15 protein-coding genes and 1 other RNA gene are annotated in these 15,469 nt (G+C 60.0%); 9 read left to right on the top strand and 7 right to left on the bottom strand.

What is annotated here, in order from left to right; translation table 11 throughout:
- Positions 1-9 precede the first annotated feature (9 nt).
- From C8C89_RS25195 to C8C89_RS25185, 3 genes are all read left to right on the top strand, one after another.
- Positions 10-426 (top strand): hypothetical protein, encoded by a 417-nt coding sequence (locus C8C89_RS25195; RefSeq protein ID WP_101484232.1) that lies wholly within the window; start codon positions 10-12, stop codon positions 424-426.
- The gene (locus C8C89_RS25190; protein ID WP_133993817.1) at positions 423-1,868 is read left to right on the top strand and encodes an ATPase domain-containing protein; all 1,446 of its coding nucleotides are present in this window, start codon (positions 423-425) and stop codon (positions 1,866-1,868) included. Before C8C89_RS25195 ends, C8C89_RS25190 begins: the two co-directional genes overlap by 4 nt.
- Before the next feature lie 124 nt (positions 1,869-1,992).
- Positions 1,993-2,238 carry a hypothetical protein gene (locus C8C89_RS25185; protein ID WP_133993815.1) on the top strand — a complete coding sequence of 82 codons (246 nt, stop codon included), beginning with the start codon at positions 1,993-1,995 and terminating at the stop codon, positions 2,236-2,238.
- A gap of 48 nt (positions 2,239-2,286) precedes the next feature.
- Here the strand turns inward: C8C89_RS25185 and C8C89_RS25180 are convergent, their stop codons facing one another.
- Positions 2,287-3,333: a HAMP domain-containing sensor histidine kinase gene (locus C8C89_RS25180; RefSeq protein WP_243858413.1), complete on the bottom strand. Its 1,047-nt coding sequence runs from the start codon at positions 3,331-3,333 to the stop codon at positions 2,287-2,289.
- 439 nt (positions 3,334-3,772) lie between these two features.
- Here C8C89_RS25180 and C8C89_RS25175 point away from each other — a divergent pair, with 439 nt between their 5' ends.
- Positions 3,773-4,630, top strand: a complete 858-nt coding sequence (locus C8C89_RS25175) for a hypothetical protein (protein WP_133993813.1) — start codon at positions 3,773-3,775, stop codon at positions 4,628-4,630.
- A 13-nt stretch (positions 4,631-4,643) separates the two neighbouring features.
- Entirely contained in the window at positions 4,644-5,093 is a 450-nt protein-coding gene (locus C8C89_RS25170) for an HD domain-containing protein (protein WP_133993811.1), read from the top strand.
- Positions 5,094-5,290: 197 nt separating this feature from the next.
- Here C8C89_RS25170 and C8C89_RS25165 read toward each other — a convergent pair whose 3' ends face one another.
- From C8C89_RS25165 to C8C89_RS25140, 6 genes are all read right to left on the bottom strand, one after another.
- Complete coding sequence (locus C8C89_RS25165; RefSeq protein ID WP_133993809.1) at positions 5,291-5,812, bottom strand: GNAT family N-acetyltransferase; 522 nt, start codon at positions 5,810-5,812, stop codon at positions 5,291-5,293.
- Between the two features lie 386 nt (positions 5,813-6,198).
- Positions 6,199-6,559, bottom strand: a transfer-messenger RNA (tmRNA) gene (gene ssrA / locus C8C89_RS25160).
- 83 nt (positions 6,560-6,642) lie between these two features.
- Positions 6,643-7,347, bottom strand: coding sequence for an HAD-IA family hydrolase (locus tag C8C89_RS25155; RefSeq protein ID WP_133993807.1), 705 nt, complete (start codon positions 7,345-7,347; stop codon positions 6,643-6,645).
- 68 nt (positions 7,348-7,415) lie between these two features.
- Positions 7,416-8,111 (bottom strand): bifunctional 2-polyprenyl-6-hydroxyphenol methylase/3-demethylubiquinol 3-O-methyltransferase UbiG, encoded by a 696-nt coding sequence (gene ubiG / locus C8C89_RS25150; RefSeq protein WP_133993805.1) that lies wholly within the window; start codon positions 8,109-8,111, stop codon positions 7,416-7,418.
- 127 nt (positions 8,112-8,238) lie between these two features.
- A complete protein-coding gene (gene ompA / locus C8C89_RS25145; protein WP_035825645.1) occupies positions 8,239-8,949 on the bottom strand; it encodes an outer membrane protein OmpA in 711 nt (236 codons plus the stop codon).
- 164 nt (positions 8,950-9,113) lie between these two features.
- Entirely contained in the window at positions 9,114-9,341 is a 228-nt protein-coding gene (locus C8C89_RS25140; protein WP_133993803.1) for a hypothetical protein, read from the bottom strand.
- A 264-nt stretch (positions 9,342-9,605) separates the two neighbouring features.
- Between C8C89_RS25140 and gyrA the strand changes: the two genes are divergently transcribed.
- The 4 genes from gyrA to pheA all read left to right on the top strand — a co-directional run bounded on the left by gyrA (position 9,606) and on the right by pheA (position 15,349).
- Positions 9,606-12,290 (top strand): DNA gyrase subunit A, encoded by a 2,685-nt coding sequence (gene gyrA / locus C8C89_RS25135; RefSeq protein WP_101484240.1) that lies wholly within the window; start codon positions 9,606-9,608, stop codon positions 12,288-12,290.
- A 108-nt stretch (positions 12,291-12,398) separates the two neighbouring features.
- Positions 12,399-12,983 (top strand): DUF2059 domain-containing protein, encoded by a 585-nt coding sequence (locus C8C89_RS25130; protein WP_133993801.1) that lies wholly within the window; start codon positions 12,399-12,401, stop codon positions 12,981-12,983.
- Between the two features lie 24 nt (positions 12,984-13,007).
- Entirely contained in the window at positions 13,008-14,099 is a 1,092-nt protein-coding gene (gene serC / locus C8C89_RS25125) for a 3-phosphoserine/phosphohydroxythreonine transaminase (RefSeq protein ID WP_133993799.1), read from the top strand.
- A 179-nt stretch (positions 14,100-14,278) separates the two neighbouring features.
- A complete protein-coding gene (pheA, locus tag C8C89_RS25120; protein ID WP_101484904.1) occupies positions 14,279-15,349 on the top strand; it encodes a prephenate dehydratase in 1,071 nt (356 codons plus the stop codon).
- Positions 15,350-15,469: the final 120 nt, after the last annotated feature.

Here is a 15,469-nt window from a genome sequence, read left to right as displayed (position 1 = left end):
GATCCGATTATGGCCACAGTCCATGAACAGCGGCAGCGCAGGATAGAGCACGCGCTGTTACGCGACCCAGGTGCGGTGGTAGACGTCAGTATTCGCCTTTGGGAGCAACTGGCCACTGAATTGAATCAGATCATAGGTGAGCGGGGCGTGGAGTCGATGTATGCCCGTAGTCTGCACCAGAGTGAGAAACAGTTCAGCTGGTTGACCCCCCATCCGCCGCAAGCATTGGAAGCTGCGATGACCTCCTTGCGCGCCAGCCTGCAGGGACAGGCGGACACCGCTGCCTGCGCGGCAAGCACGGCGATGTTGATGCACTTCATCAACACCCTTATTTTATTAATTGGCGAACTCTTAACGAATAGCATCCTCCTCAAAGCCTGGGGTGATGACGTTGTGAATAATGCTGGAACGGAGCCGAACGAATGAACAAAGTCACCATCCATCGCCTGGAAACTGGCGTGCCGGGACTGGACGAACTGCTGGGCGGCGGAATACCGGAGTTTTCTTTCAATCTGGTGGCGGGCACGCCAGGCAGCGGCAAGACGACGCTGGCGCACCAGATCATGTTTTCCCTCGCCACGCCGGAACGCAAGGCGCTGTTTTTCACGGTCCTGGGCGAGCCACCGCTGAAGATGCTGCGCTATCAGCAGCAGTTTCCCTTCTTCGATGTGGACAAGATCAACCAGTCGATCAAATTCGTCAATCTGTCGGCTGACTTGCTGGAAGGCGATTTCGACCGCGTGCTGGCGCGCATCGCCGAAGAGGTCGAGGCGTTCTCGCCCAGCCTCGTCTTCGTCGACTCGTTCCGCTCCGTGGTGCAGTCGGCCAAGGCCATGGACGCGGGCCCAGCCGGCCTGCAGAATTTCGTGCAGCAACTGGGCGCGCAAATGACCAGCTGGCTGGCCACGACCTTCCTGATCGGCGAATACCTGGCGCCCGAGGCCGAGTCCAGCGCCGTGTTTACGGTCGCCGACGGCATCCTGTGGCTGTCGCAGCTCGTGCACCGCGACGCCATGGTGCGCAAGATCCAGGTGGTCAAGATGCGCGGACAGGCGCAAAGCCTGGGCGTGCATACCTTCCGCATCAATGATGATGGGGTGGAAATTTTTCCCCGCGCGGTGCTGAAGACAAGCGGCATGGGGAAGGTCAGCATTTCCGGCAATGAACGCCTGTCGATGGGCGTGCCGGAGCTCGACCGGATGATGGGCGGCGGCTTGCCGGCCGGCTATTCGCTGCTGCTGGTGGGGCCGTCCGGTTCCGGCAAGACCGTGTTGGCCACGCAATTTCTCACGGAAGGGGTGCGCTGCGGCGAGCCTGGCGTCATCGCCGCCTTCGAGAAAAGCCCGAACCAGCTGCTCAGCCATCAATTGAACACCCTCGTCGATTCCGGCCAGATCGGCGTGATCAACACGCGCACGCTCGACCTGTCGCTCGATGAAATCCTGCATGACCTGTTGAGCATGATCACGCGCATGAAGGCCAAGCGCGTGGTGATCGACTCGCTGTCCGGCTTTGAAATGGCGCTGGCCTCCATGTTCCGCGAGGATTTCCGCGAATCGCTGTACCGCCTGGTGGCGGCCTTGACGGACATGGGCGTGTCCGTGCTGATGACGGCCGAGCTGGAAGACCAGTACACCATGCTGCGCTTCAGTTCCTACGGCAATGCCTTCCTGGCCGACGCCATCGTCATGCAGCGCTACATCGAGCTCGAAGGCCAGTTCAAGCGCGTGATATCGGTGGTGAAGGTACGCGGTAGCGGCCACAGCAAGGATATCCGTTTCTACGATATCGACGCCGAGGGCATGAAGATCGGCACCGCCCTCAGCCAGTATCAGGGCATCCTGTCTGGTGAGCCTTACCGGGCCTAGGGAAACGCTGTTGGTGACAGATGAGTAGAGGCGTATGATGGAAGTGCGGCCATGCTGACGGTGATGGCCGTGCGCACAGAGGATCAATGCGTCTTCTGTGTTTCCGAGCTGATCAAGAGGAGATATGATGGACAAACCCGAATTCGTCCTGGCCGCGAAAGCCATGGAAACGCTGGAGATGTATCAGACCTTCTATGGCCATTCGGAGGAATACCAGGCGCACCAGCAGGAAGTGTTGAAGCTGCTGCGCCACAAGGGCGCCTCCCTGCTGGTATCGGATCATGGCCCGGCGAAGTTCTTGCTGGCCTTTGCTGATGCGCTGGAAGCGGCCAGCTTGCCTGGCGAGTATGTGCCGCTCAACCGCAGGTAGGGCGAACCTGCCGCGGCAGGGAAGGTCGTCTTTTCCGAGGGGGCTCGGCTAGCCGCCGTTCGCTCCTTCGTTCAGCGATACCCTGGGTAGCCGCACGGTAAACACCGTGCCGCATTCCAGGCTCGACTCGGCACCGATGGTGCCGCCGTGTGCGCTGGCAATTTCACGCGCGATAAACAGACCCAAGCCGATACTGGTGGCATTTGGCGCCTTGTGATCGTCGGAAATGGCCAGCTGTACGAGGGGATCGAAAATGCTCTTCAGCGACGCTTCCGGGATCTGGCGGCCGAAATTCTTCACTTGCACCACCGCCGTATCGGCATCGCCGCAGGCCGTGATGCTCACGGGCTGATCGTCGGTGCGGTATTGCGCAGCATTGTTGAGCAAATTGGAGAACAGCTGGGCAAGGCGGGCCGCATCAAAATCGCCGATCATCTCGCCCGTGGTACTCAGTTCAAACTTGCATTGCGGGTGGGCGGCCGAGGCATCCTCGACGGCCGTTTTGCAGATTTCCCCCAGGTCGCCCAAGCTGGGCGAAATGGGCATGCGCCCCCCCAGTTGTGTCCTGGCAAATTCCAGCAGATCGTTCACCATGGTTGTCATGGTGGCCGCGCTGCGGGCGACCCGTGCACCGATCTGCACCGTGGAAGATGCGCTCGCGCTCGGCCTGCTCAGCAGCGCACCCGCCATCGTCATCGTGCTTAGCGGACTGCGCAGATCGTGGCTGAGGATGGCGAGAAAGGTATTGCGGGTGCGGTCGCTCTGCTGCGAATACCGTATGGCCGATTCCTGCAGCGCCTGGTCTATCGCTTCATTGAAGCGCAAGATATCCAGCGTCGCCGTTTTCGACGTCACCGACACCTGTGCCATCCACAGACGCAGTACGCTGGCCCGCATCGCGCGAAATTCCGCCGTCAGCTGCGGCAGCGTGAAGCCAATCTGCTGGCGCAGGGAACCATGCGTGGCGGCTGCCGTTTCCTTGCCCGTTATTTCCGATACGCCCGTGGTCGATTTCTTTTTCCGCTGCGCCGCGTTCTCGATGACATCCATGTCGCGCACGATGGTTTCCAGCATCTGCTTAGCATGATCGCGCAATTCCGCTTTCGATATGGCGGTTCCAGGAATGGGGAGTGACCTGGCGAAGAGTTCCCACTCTTCCAGGATCGGCTCCAGATGGCCGCTTATAAAGCGCGATAGTTTCACGGTGGACCAATGCGGTGATGGAAGAGCAGACAGTGTACGCGGTTGAGGCGAGGGATGGGGCAATATGAAAAATCCGCGTTTATCCCCGGGCTGAATTTCAAGCATGGTCAACTCCGTTATGCCCAACGGTGGGGGAGCTGGCATTGTTTCGCATTCCGTTTCATCGGGAGTTGCGGTATCGCAAACTAGAGCAAGCTGGTACGAAGGTGTTGATCGCGGTGCTGGCGTAGCGGGTTTGACCATTGCTCTCGGCGGCGCGTGTGCCAGCCTTGTCCATGTACAATCGGCAACATACGGATCGACGTATCCGCTCCTTCACTGCGGAGTGCGCTTGAGCGTGACACAAATATTGCAAACCTGGCTACTAGCCTGGCGGGAAGCCTTCACGTGCGTTGGCCTGGGACTGCGCGACGCGCGTCATGCTGGCCTGTGGTGGCGCTCCGCGCTGTGGCGCTCCGCGCTGTGGTGCATGGCGGTCGTGGCGCTGTGGCTGGGAGTGTATAGCTACTTCGGCCGTTTTTTTGTCGAGCTGAGCGCCATGCTGGCACTGGTGTCCGTCACCGGCTTGCTGGGCCTGGGCGTGATGGATGGTGTCGGGACACTGGCCAATGGGCCTGCCACGCTCTCGCAGATGGGCAATATTGCCGGCAGCCTGGGCAGCGCCGCCAAGGCCCTGCTGTCGATCGGTCAGATCGCCCTGGCGCTGCTGGCGCTGGCTGCTTTTTTCTATGTGATCGTCTTTATCGTCGGCGCCATCGGTACGGCACGCTTGCCGTTGCGCTGCTTGTTGCTGGAGCGCGCCAAGACCGTGGCGGCGCGCCGCTATGCCAACTGGCAAGCACCGGCCGGCCTGGATGCACCCGCCGCGCCCCCCGCCTGGCGGCGCCTGTTGCTGCTGCTTTCCCTGCTGATTCCCCTGTGGGCCATGTGCGTGATGATCTCGTACTTGCTTGCCTGGAATGTCCAGATGATCTACGGCGCGGCAGCTGAAGAGGTACCCGGCGCGGAACAGCAATCGGCGTTGCGCCGCGAACAGCGCCCGGCTATTTTTGCCCTGGGGTTGCTGTTGTGCTTGCTGATGCTCGTGCCGGTCCTCAATTTATTGTTGCCAGCCTTGCTGTGCACCAGCGTTTGCCATTTGCAACGCCGCGGCTGGCGCGCAACGGGGTTAGCAATCAAAGTGGAGTGAACAAGGAGTGAACATGAGTGAACACGCAAGACGCGCCACCCTGGAGCGCGCGATTGAAATTGCCGCCGCCACCCATGCCGGCCAGAAGGACAAGGGCGGCGCGCCGTACATACTCCACCCCTTGCGCGTCATGCTGCGCGTCGCCCCCGGCGCCCAGCAGATTGTCGCCGTGTTGCATGATGTGGTGGAAGACAGCGAGGGCAAAGTCACCTTCGATGACCTGGCGCGCGAAGGGTTTTCCCAGGAAGTCATCGACGGCGTGCGCGCCGTGACCAGGATCGAGGGCGAGTCATACGAGGATTTCATTGCCCGTGCGGCCTTGAACCCGGTCGGCAAGGCCGTCAAGCTGGCTGATCTGGCTGAGAATAGTGATTTGTCGAGGATAGAGGAGCCGACGCAGAAGGATCTGGAGCGGGTGGAGAAGTATCGGCGTGCGATTAAGCGATTAATATCGCAGCAATGATTCTGAAATGTCGGGATCGTATCTGAATGGATGGCCTGATCCCTGCACCTGCACGCACTATCGCCGCAGAGCTACTCCTGTCGTTGGCCGGGATACTTCTTATTGCGCCTCTGCGCCGATTCGTATAAACCGGCATTGGAACCGCTGCCTTGTTTTCTGAGGCCCATACCGGTACGTAGTGCACGTGAGCTCATACGTCACGTCATTGGCAGTTGGCAGACCATGACTACCATTCCAATTGCAACTTTGTCTGTTTGGAAGGGGATTTCACCGCGTTCTTGAAAACCCTGTTTCGCGTAGAAGCGACGAGCACTTAAGTTGGTTTTGAGCACATCTAACCATATCAAGCTCTCCCTGCGCTCTAGCGCCAGATCGTGAATATAGCTCAAGAGCTGCTTTCCATAACCGCGCCCAGCCTCGGATTTGAGGAAGTATATCTTCTGCAGTTCCAGGCCCACTTCGCCGCTGATAGGCGCCGGCTTCGACAAGTTGACCTTGGCGAAACCGACGACTTTTCCGCTTTCGTCGGAAGCGACAAGCCAGACTTGCTTCAATGAATTGAGCGAGTTTTCAAGCGTGCTGGGAGAAAAATCTTGATCCAGGAAATCCGATATTCCGGAAGCGGACCAAATATCCGAAAAATGCTCACGGTAGGTCTGGTAGCCGATTTCCTGTAGAGCGCGCAGGTCTGTGATTTCAGCCTCACGGATATTAATCATATTCTTTCGATTTAATCAGAAACGCGACATGCAATGATATTGCAAATTGCATCATTCCGTTGGGGAGCTGTTGCCAAGAGTCATGCCGTGAACGGACCTCATCTTGTTTCCTGGCGAGCGGCAGGTCTGCCATTCGTACACAGCCTGAGCGGCTGAGGTTGTCATGAGGAAAAACAGCCTGCGGCGCAAAAGCTAGTCAGACGAATCGGAGAGGGTTGCGCTTGCAAGCGCAACCCGGTTTTGCGGCTATCGGACGAGCAGTGCTCGTCCCCCCGCAAAACCCCCGCGCCCGTACCGGACGCGGATTCGATGCCCGCGCTCTGCATGCATGGAATAAATAAAAAGGGCCTCCCCGCCAAAACGGGGAAGCCCTTTTATTTATTCAGTGGTGGAGACGGCGGGAATCGAACCCGCGTCCGCAAGCACTCTACAGACAGTTCTACATACTTAGCACTATCATTTAATTTAACTCAGCCAGCACGGATGTGCACGTTATGGGCAAGCGAGTTACCTATTATTTAGTCGGACGCTAAGTAACCCAGCATACGACGAGTCCCTGTAAATGACTCTAGAGCTTTTGACGGCCCACCCCAGGGACGAGGTGTTCTAGAGCTAACAGCGATTAAGCTGCCAGTGCGTACGAGTTATCGTTTGCAGTTAAGTTTTTTCAGGTTGTATTTACGAGGTAGCCCGCCCTCGGTATGCCCTGCGCTGCTTTGCAACCCACGTCGAAACCAGGTCGTCCCCACAGAACCTTCATTGTAGCGCAAAGTTCACACTCTTGCATGATGCATTCGTGAGTTGGCGCGTCAGATCAAGCGGCGGCTGATTTACGCCGCCAGTTGCCGCGCCTGCGCCGCCTTTACCACCGCGCTGACCAGTTCCAGCAAGGCTTGCGGCGTGTCCAGCAAATGGTCGGCGTTCCAGTGCTGCGGCTCGACAGGGCCGCAGTAGCCCCAGGCGCAGGCTACCGTGCGCATGCCGGCGGCGCGGCCGGCCTGGATGTCGCGCAGGTCGTCGCCCACGTACCAGCAATCTGCTGGCGCCAGGTCCAGGCGGCGCGCCGCTTCCAGCAGGGGGGCGGGGTGCGGTTTCGGGTGGGCCATGGTGTCGCCCGAGATCACGCAGCCGGCGGCGCCCAGGCCGATCTGGCCCACCAGCGGGTCGGTGAAGCGGGCGGCCTTGTTGGTGACCACGCCCCAGGCCAGGCCCAGTGCTTGCAAGCCGTCGAGCAGGGCAGGGATGCCGTCGAATAAACGGCTTTCCACGGCCAGGGCTGCTTCGTAATTGTTCAGGAAGCCGTCTTTCAGCGCTTCGTAGCCGCTTTCGCCAGGCTGGACGCCATAGGACGCGCCTATCATGCCGCGCGCGCCGGCCGAGGCGGTGGGGCGCAGGATGTCATACGGGGTCGGCGCCAGGCCGGCGCGCTCGCGCAATAGATTGATGGCCGCTGCCAGGTCGGGCGCGGTGTCGGCCAGGGTGCCGTCGAGGTCGAACAGGATGGCGCGCGGGGCTGGCAGTTGGTCTGTAATCATGGCGGGCAAAGTGTGTCAAGTAAGAATGAAAAATGGCGGCCGCAGCCGCCTTGTATTGTGCGTGATGGTTACAGCGACCGGGTGCAGGCCACCAAATAATTGACGCTGGTATCGCTATTAAGTGAGTAAATCTTGGTCAGCGGATTGTAGCCCATGCCGCGCATGCTGTTGAGATCCAGGCCAGCGCTGCGCGTGTATTGCGACAGTTCTGCCGGGGTGATGAATTTGTCATAATCGTGCGTGCCTTTCGGCAGCAGGCGCAGGATGTATTCGGCGCCCAGGATGGCGAACAGATACGCTTTCGGGTTGCGGTTCAGGGTCGACAGGAAGACGTGGCCGCCCGGCTTGACCAGGGTGGCGCAGGCCTTGACGATGGCGGCGGGGTCCGGCACGTGCTCGAGCATTTCCATGCAGGTCACAACGTCGTACTGGCCCGGCTCTTCCTCGGCCATGGCTTCGGCGGCGATCAGCTTGTAGCGCACCTTGGCACCCGATTCCAGGCTGTGCAGGTCGGCAACTTTCAAGGCCTTGTCGGACAGGTCGATGCCCGTCACGTCGGCACCCTTGCGGGCCATCGATTCGGCCAGGATGCCGCCTCCGCAGCCGATGTCGATCACGCGCTTGCCGGCCAGCGGCACTTTCGCGTTGATCCATTCCAGGCGCAGGGGGTTAATTTCGTGCAAGGGACGAAACTCGGAAGTGGGGTCCCACCAGCGGTGGGCCAGCTCACTGAATTTTTGGATTTCAAGAGGGTCGGCGTTCATAGGTCGAATGATAGCGGCAATTTTACAATTGGGCAGCCACGGACGAAAAAAAACCCCGCCAAGGCGGGGTTTTTCATGCTGTCCTTGACTTGCGCGATGACTTGCGGCAAGTCCAGGGGATCAGCTATTACTTGTTGCGGGTACCAACAACTTCGATTTCCACGCGACGGTTTTTCGCACGGCCTTCGGCAGTTTTGTTATCAGCAACAGGTTGTTTTTCGCCTTTGCCTTCGGTGTACACGCGGTTGCTTTCAACGCCTTTGGTGACCAGGTAGGCTTTGACAGCATCAGCACGACGTACCGACAGTTTTTGGTTGTAAGCATCGGTGCCGACGGAATCGGTGTGACCCACAGCGATGATGACTTCCAGGTTGATGCCACCCAGTTGTGCGGACAGCTCGTCCAGCTTGGCTTTGCCTTCTGGCTTCAGCGTAGCTTTGTCGAAATCGAAGAATGCATCAGCAGCGAAGCTGACTTTTTCCGAGGTAGGAGCAACGACGACTGGTACTGGTACGACAGGTGCTGGTGCAGGTGCTGGTACGACTGGCGCTGGTGGAGCTACGCATTTGCCGTCTTGCAGGGTTTCTGGCTCAACGCACAGTGGCACGTCGCAACCTGGCACCGCGTCAGCAGGTGTCCAGTAGCCGGTGCGCCAGCACAGACCGAATGGATCGCGCACGATCACGCCGCGGGCATCTTGCACGTAAGCGCTTTTTGGGCTTGGTGCTTTGATGTCAGTGGTAACTGGCGCGAATGGTGGGGAGGTTGGGGTTTGGGCCGAAGCCGAGCCAGCAATCACTGCGGATGCAGCGAAAAACAGCGTTACAAATTTATTCATTCTTTTTTCCTTTCGGGGGGTGATATCCGCAGAACAACACTGCGCTACTGGTGCTACGTGCCAAGATTTTATCATGTAGACCATATGCGCTCGTTTCAGATTGCGAAACTAGCAATTAACTTCCCAGTCATTTTGCCACACGCATCAGGGGCGCACGGCCGTGGTTAAATCAAAGCTTGCCCGATTTTAGACCGCGCGTTGTTTTTGCGCAACGAAAATGCCCGTTTGTAACGCATCTGTAACAATTGATCGTTTTTTTTGCCACTTTGAAGGGCAGCCGTCTTGAACTGATATTGCCAGTGTGCATTATCGGCAGGCTGGCGTGCACGGCCCTGGTGCAATCTGACAATATTGTCGGCATGGCCAATTTGTACAGGTAGCTGGGCGCGCATGCTAAAATCGTGCGCTTGACTGTTAAGAGTGTCGAGCAAATGCCCACGGCGGCACTGCATGGCCTGCAAGTACCCCTGCGGTACAGGTACCGGCCGCGCCGCCCGCCCGCTGATTTGCCCGGGCACTCTGCGACATGGAAGCCGGGCCGCGCCAGCAGCGCGCGGTGCGGCGTCCACGACGACAGCCGCCTAGGATATGCAGTATTGCGTCATACATTGCGTAACAGATAAGTTAACCACAGCCTGAGATCAGTCGAACCGCCAATGGATCAATTCGCAAAAGAAACAATTCCTATTTCCCTCGAAGAAGAGATGCGCAAGAGCTACCTCGATTACGCCATGAGCGTGATCGTCGGTCGCGCCTTGCCCGATGCGCGTGATGGCTTGAAGCCAGTGCACCGCCGCGTCTTGTTCGCGATGCATGAAATGAATAACGTGTGGAACCGCCCTTACGTCAAGTGCGCCCGCGTGGTCGGCGAAACCATGGGTAAATACCATCCCCACGGCGATGCATCGATCTACGACACACTGGTGCGCATGGCGCAAGATTTTTCGCTGCGCTACATGCTCGTCGATGGCCAGGGCAACTTCGGTTCCGTCGACGGCGATGGCGCCGCGGCGATGCGTTATACCGAGTGCCGCCTGGACAAGATCGCCGGTGAGCTGCTGGCCGATATCGACAAGGATACCGTCGACTTCCAGCCCAACTACGATGGCAAGGAAAAGGAACCGACGGTCTTGCCGACGCGGATCCCGAACCTGCTGATCAATGGCTCGTCCGGTATCGCGGTCGGCATGGCGACGAACATTCCGCCACACAATATTACCGAAGTCATCGATGGCGCGCTGCACGTGCTGCGCAACCCGGAATGCACGATCGATGAATTGATCGAGCTCATTCCCGCTCCCGATTTCCCTACTGCCGGCATCATCTATGGCGTGTCGGGCGTGCGCGACGGCTATCGCACCGGCCGCGGCCGCGTGGTGATGCGCGCCAAGACCCACTTCGAAGAATACGGCAAGGATGGCGGCCGCATCGCCATCATCGTCGACGAGCTGCCATTCCAGGTCAACAAGAAATCCTTGCTGGAACGCATCGCCGAGAACGTGCGCGACAAGAAGCTCGACGGCATTTCCGACATCCGCGATGAATCCGACAAGTCGGGTATGCGCGTGGTGATCGAGCTGAAACGGGGTGAAGTGCCGGAAGTGGTGCTGAACAACCTGTACAAGCAGACCCAGTTGCAAGATACCTTCGGCATGAACATGGTGGCCCTGGTCGATGGTCAGCCGAAGCTGCTGAACCTCAAGCAGATGCTGCAATGCTTCCTGTCGCACCGCCGCGAAGTGGTCACGCGCCGTACCGTGTTCGAACTGCGCAAGGCGCGCGAACGGGGCCACGTACTCGAAGGCCTGGCTGTCGCGCTGGCCAATATCGATGACTTCATCGCCATCATCAAGGCCGCGCCGACGCCGCCGATCGCCAAGGTCGAGCTGATGGCCAAGGCCTGGGATTCATCCGTCGTGCGCGAAATGCTGGCCCGCACGGGCGACGGCACGACGCCGGGCGGCATCGATGCTTACCGTCCGGAAAACCTGCCGAAGCACTACGGCATGCAGACGGATGGCCTGTACAAGCTGTCGGACGACCAGGCGCAGGAAATTTTGCAGATGCGCCTGCAGCGCCTGACTGGCCTGGAGCAGGACAAGATCGTCAACGAGTACAAGGACGTGATGGAACATATCGCCGACTTGCTCGACATCCTGGCCAAGCCGGAACGCGTGACCGTCATCATCACCGATGAAATGACGGCGGCGAAGAACGAATACGGCGCCGGCAACAAGGACGTGCGCCGCTCGCAGATCGAGCTCAATGCCACCGACCTGGAAACGGAAGACCTGATTACGCCGCAAGACATGGTCGTGACCCTGTCGCACACCGGTTACATGAAGGCGCAGCCGATTTCCGAATACCGCGCACAGAAGCGCGGCGGACGCGGCAAGCAGGCCATGGCGACCAAAGAGGAAGACTGGATTGACCAGCTGTTCATCGCCAACACGCACGACTACATCCTGTGCTTCTCGGATCGTGGCCGCATGTACTGGTTGAAGGTGTGGGAAGTGCCGCAAGGCTCGCGCAATTCGCGCGGCAAGCCGATCGTCAACATGTTCCCGCTGCAAGACAACGAAAAGATCACCGTGATCCTGCCGCTGTCGGGCGAGAACCGCACGTTCCCGGAAGACCATTACGTCTTCATGTCGACCAGCCTGGGCACCGTCAAGAAAACGCCACTGAAGGACTTCAGCAACCCACGCAAGGCCGGCATCATCGCGGTCGACCTGGACGATGGCGACTTCCTGATCGGCGCGGCGCTGACCGATGGCCAGCACGACGTGATGCTGTTCTCCGATTCGGGCAAGGCAGTGCGCTTCGACGAAAACGATGTGCGTCCGATGGGTCGCACGGCGCGCGGCGTGCGCGGCATGAACCTGGAAGAGGGCCAGCACGTGATCGCCCTGCTGGTGGCCGAGAACGAGCAGCAGTCGGTGCTGACGGCCACGGAAAACGGCTACGGCAAGCGTACGCCGATCACCGAGTACACGCGCCATGGCCGTGGCACGAAGGGCATGATCGCCATCCAGACCAGCGAGCGCAACGGTAAAGTGGTTGCCGCGACCCTGGTCGATACCAGCGATGAAATCATGCTGATCACCACCGGTGGCGTCCTGATCCGCACTCGCGTGTCGGAAATCCGCGAGATGGGCCGCGCGACGCAGGGCGTGACCCTGATCGCCGTGGAAGACGGTACCAAGCTGTCCGGCCTGCAGCGCGTGGTCGAGACGGATATCGACGAAGTCGAGCTGACGACGGAGGCGGGCCTGGAGGCCGCGGCTGCGCCGGCAGCGGCTGAACCAGCCGATCCTGTTGATCCGGCCCAGCCGGAGTAAGATGATTGGGGCTCTTTCGGGAGCCCCAATTGCTATTGGCGTGCCATGTGCGGCGCCAGCCTGCCTACCCCCAGGTAGTTCCCCCGCTTTTGTAAAGTCCCGCATGCCATGAGAAAAATCGTCGCCACCTTCTTCGCCGCGTTTTCGCTGGCCTTCCTTGCAACCCTGCCGGCCCTGGCCCAGAGCGCGCAAGCCACGCCCGCCCGCCAGGCCGCGCCCAGTCCCGCCATGAAAGTGGCCGTGCGGCGCATGCTCGACGCGATGCAGTTCCCGCAGCTTACGCGCAGCATCTTCGACCAGATGCTGCAATCGGTGCCCGCCATGATCCGCCAGTCGGCGCAGCAGCAAATCAGCAGCAACCCGAAGCTGGACGAGCAGCGCAAGGCGCGCGCGCTGGCCAGCGCCGAGGAGGAAATCCCCGTCGCCATCGCCACCCTGACGCAGGTACTGGCCGACCCGACCCTGATCGACGATCTGAGCGCCGAAATGGTGCCCCTGTACGCGCGTTTTTACACGGTGCAGGAAGTTGAGCAGCTGACGGCCTTCTACAAGTCGCCGCTGGGACGCAAGATGCTGGCCACGATGCCGCAACTGTCGGCCGAGTCGATGGCCATCAGCCAGCGCGTGCTGATCCCCCGCGTGAATGCCGTGCTTGAGCAAGTCATGCGGGCGGCCACGCAGTCGCCCCAATAACTCCATTTTTCCAAGGACCGTATCGTGACCCATATCTACAATTTCTCCGCCGGCCCCGCCGTCCTGCCCAAGGAAGTGCTGGCCCAGGCGGCTGCGGAAATGCAGGACTGGCATGGCAGCGGCATGTCGGTGATGGAAATGAGCCACCGTGGTCCCGAATTCATTTCCATCTACAAGCAGGCGGTGGCCGACCTGCGCGAACTGCTGGCGGTACCCGAGAACTACAAGATTCTGTTCCTGCAGGGTGGTGGTCTGGGCGAGAACGCCATCATCCCCATGAACCTGGTGGGCCTGGCTGCGCAGCAGCCGGCCACCATCGACTTCGTGCACACGGGCTCGTGGTCGGGCAAGTCGATCCAGGAAGCGGCCAAGTACGCCAACGTCAATGTGGCCGCGTCCTCCAAGGCCGCCCGTTTCACGGGCGTGCCGCCGGTCTCCGAGTGGAAGCTCACGCCGGGCGCTGCCTATCTGCACATCTGCACGAATGAAACCATCGATGGCGTGGAATTCCAGCAAGCGCCGAATGTGCCAGCAGGGACCACCATCGTGGCCGATATGTCCTCGCACATTTTGTCGCGTGTCATTGACGTATCGCAATATGGCGTCATTTTTGGCGGCGCGCAAAAGAATATCGGCCCGGCTGGCCTGACCCTGGTCATCGTGCGCGAAGATTTGCTGGGCAAGGCGCTGCCGATCTGCCCGTCCGCTTTCGACTGGACCATCGTGGCCGAACATGAATCGATGTACAACACGCCGCCCACCTACGGCATCTATATCGCCGGCCTGGTTTTCCAGTGGCTCAAACGCCAAGGTGGCGTGGCAGCCATGGAACAGCGTAATATTGACAAAGCGGCGCTGCTGTACGCAGCGCTCGATGCGGATGATTTCTACCAGAACCGGGTCGACCCCGCATACCGCTCGCGCATGACCATCCCGTTCTATCTGCGCGACGAAAGCTTGAACGACGCATTCCTGGCCGGCGCGAAACAGCGCGGCCTGCTGCAACTGAAGGGCCACAAGTCCGTCGGCGGCATGCGTGCATCGATCTATAACGCGATGCCGATCGAGGGCGTGCAAGCCCTGGTCAATTATTTGAACGAGTTTGCCGGACGCTAGAATGCCTGCCAAAAAGTCCAGGGCGTTGTTGCATTGCCTTGTCGTACATTCGTACTGCCAGCGGCAACACGCCTGGCCCTGATCATTTTGTCCGGTATTCTCATGAATAAGCGCGCCGGCCCGCCGCCGGCGCAGGCCGTGCGGCCATGATTGAAGTACAGCTGACGAAACAAACAACCATGACTGATAAATTGAAACCGCTGCGCGAACAGATCGATGCGATCGACGCGCAAATCCTCGAACTGCTGAACCGCCGCGCGCAAATCGCCCAGCAAGTGGGTCACGTGAAGGCCGAAACGCAGGCGCCCGTGTTCCGCCCCGAGCGCGAAGCGCAGGTGCTGCGCGGCGTCGCCGAGCGCAATCCCGGCCCCATGGGCGACCGCGAAGTGCAGACTATCTTCCGCGAAATCATGTCGTCCTGCCGCTCGCTGGAAAAACGCGTCACCGTCGCCTACCTGGGCCCCGCCGGCACCTTCAGCGAACAGGCTGTCTATCAGCAGTTCGGCAGCGCCGTCGAAGGCTTGCCGTGCGCGTCCATCGACGAAGTGTTCCGCTCCGCCGAGGCGGGAACGGCGGATTTCGGCGTGGTGCCGATCGAAAATTCCTCGGAAGGCGCCGTCAACCGCACGCTCGACATGATGCTGCAGACTAGCCTCATCATCAGTGGTGAAGTCGCCATTGCCGTGCACCACAGCCTGATGACGAAGAGCGGCAACATGGACGGCGTGACGTCCATCTGCGCCCATTCGCAGGCGCTGGCGCAGTGCCAGGTGTGGCTGAACCAGAATTACCCCCACATCGCGCGCCACGCCGTGGCCTCGAACGCCGAAGCGGCCCGTATGGCCGGAGAAGATGGCACGGTGGCGGCAATCGCCAGCGAACTGGCGGGCGCGCAGTACAAGCTGGGCGTGGTCAAGGGCCATATCCAGGACGACCCGCACAACCGCACGCGCTTTGCCGTCGTAGGGACCTTGCAGACGGCGCCGTCGGGCAAGGACCAGACGTCACTGGTGCTGGCCGTGCCGAACAAGGCGGGCGCCGTGTACCAGTTGCTGGCGCCGCTGGCGAAGCATGGCGTGTCGATGACGCGCTTCGAGTCGCGCCCGGCGCGCATGGGCAGCTGGGAGTATTATTTCTATGTCGACGTGGAGGGCCATGTGCACGACCCTGCCGTCGCTCAGGCGCTGGCCGAGTTGCAAGGCAATGCGGCGTTTTTCAAGGTGCTGGGGTCGTATCCGGTCAGTCTGTGACGCCGACGGTGGTGTCGGATTACGGCTTGCAGCCTAATCCGACCTACAATAAGCCGTAGCTTGGGTTAGCGCAGCGTAACCCAACAACAGCCACCAGCCTAATCATTCACCAACTTTTAA

The sequence above is a fragment of the Janthinobacterium sp. 75 genome, from assembly GCF_004365495.1.
Lineage (GTDB): Bacteria > Pseudomonadota > Gammaproteobacteria > Burkholderiales > Burkholderiaceae_D > Janthinobacterium.
The sequence above is the reverse complement of the archived record's forward strand: the minus strand, read 5'-3'. Positions and strand labels throughout refer to the sequence as shown.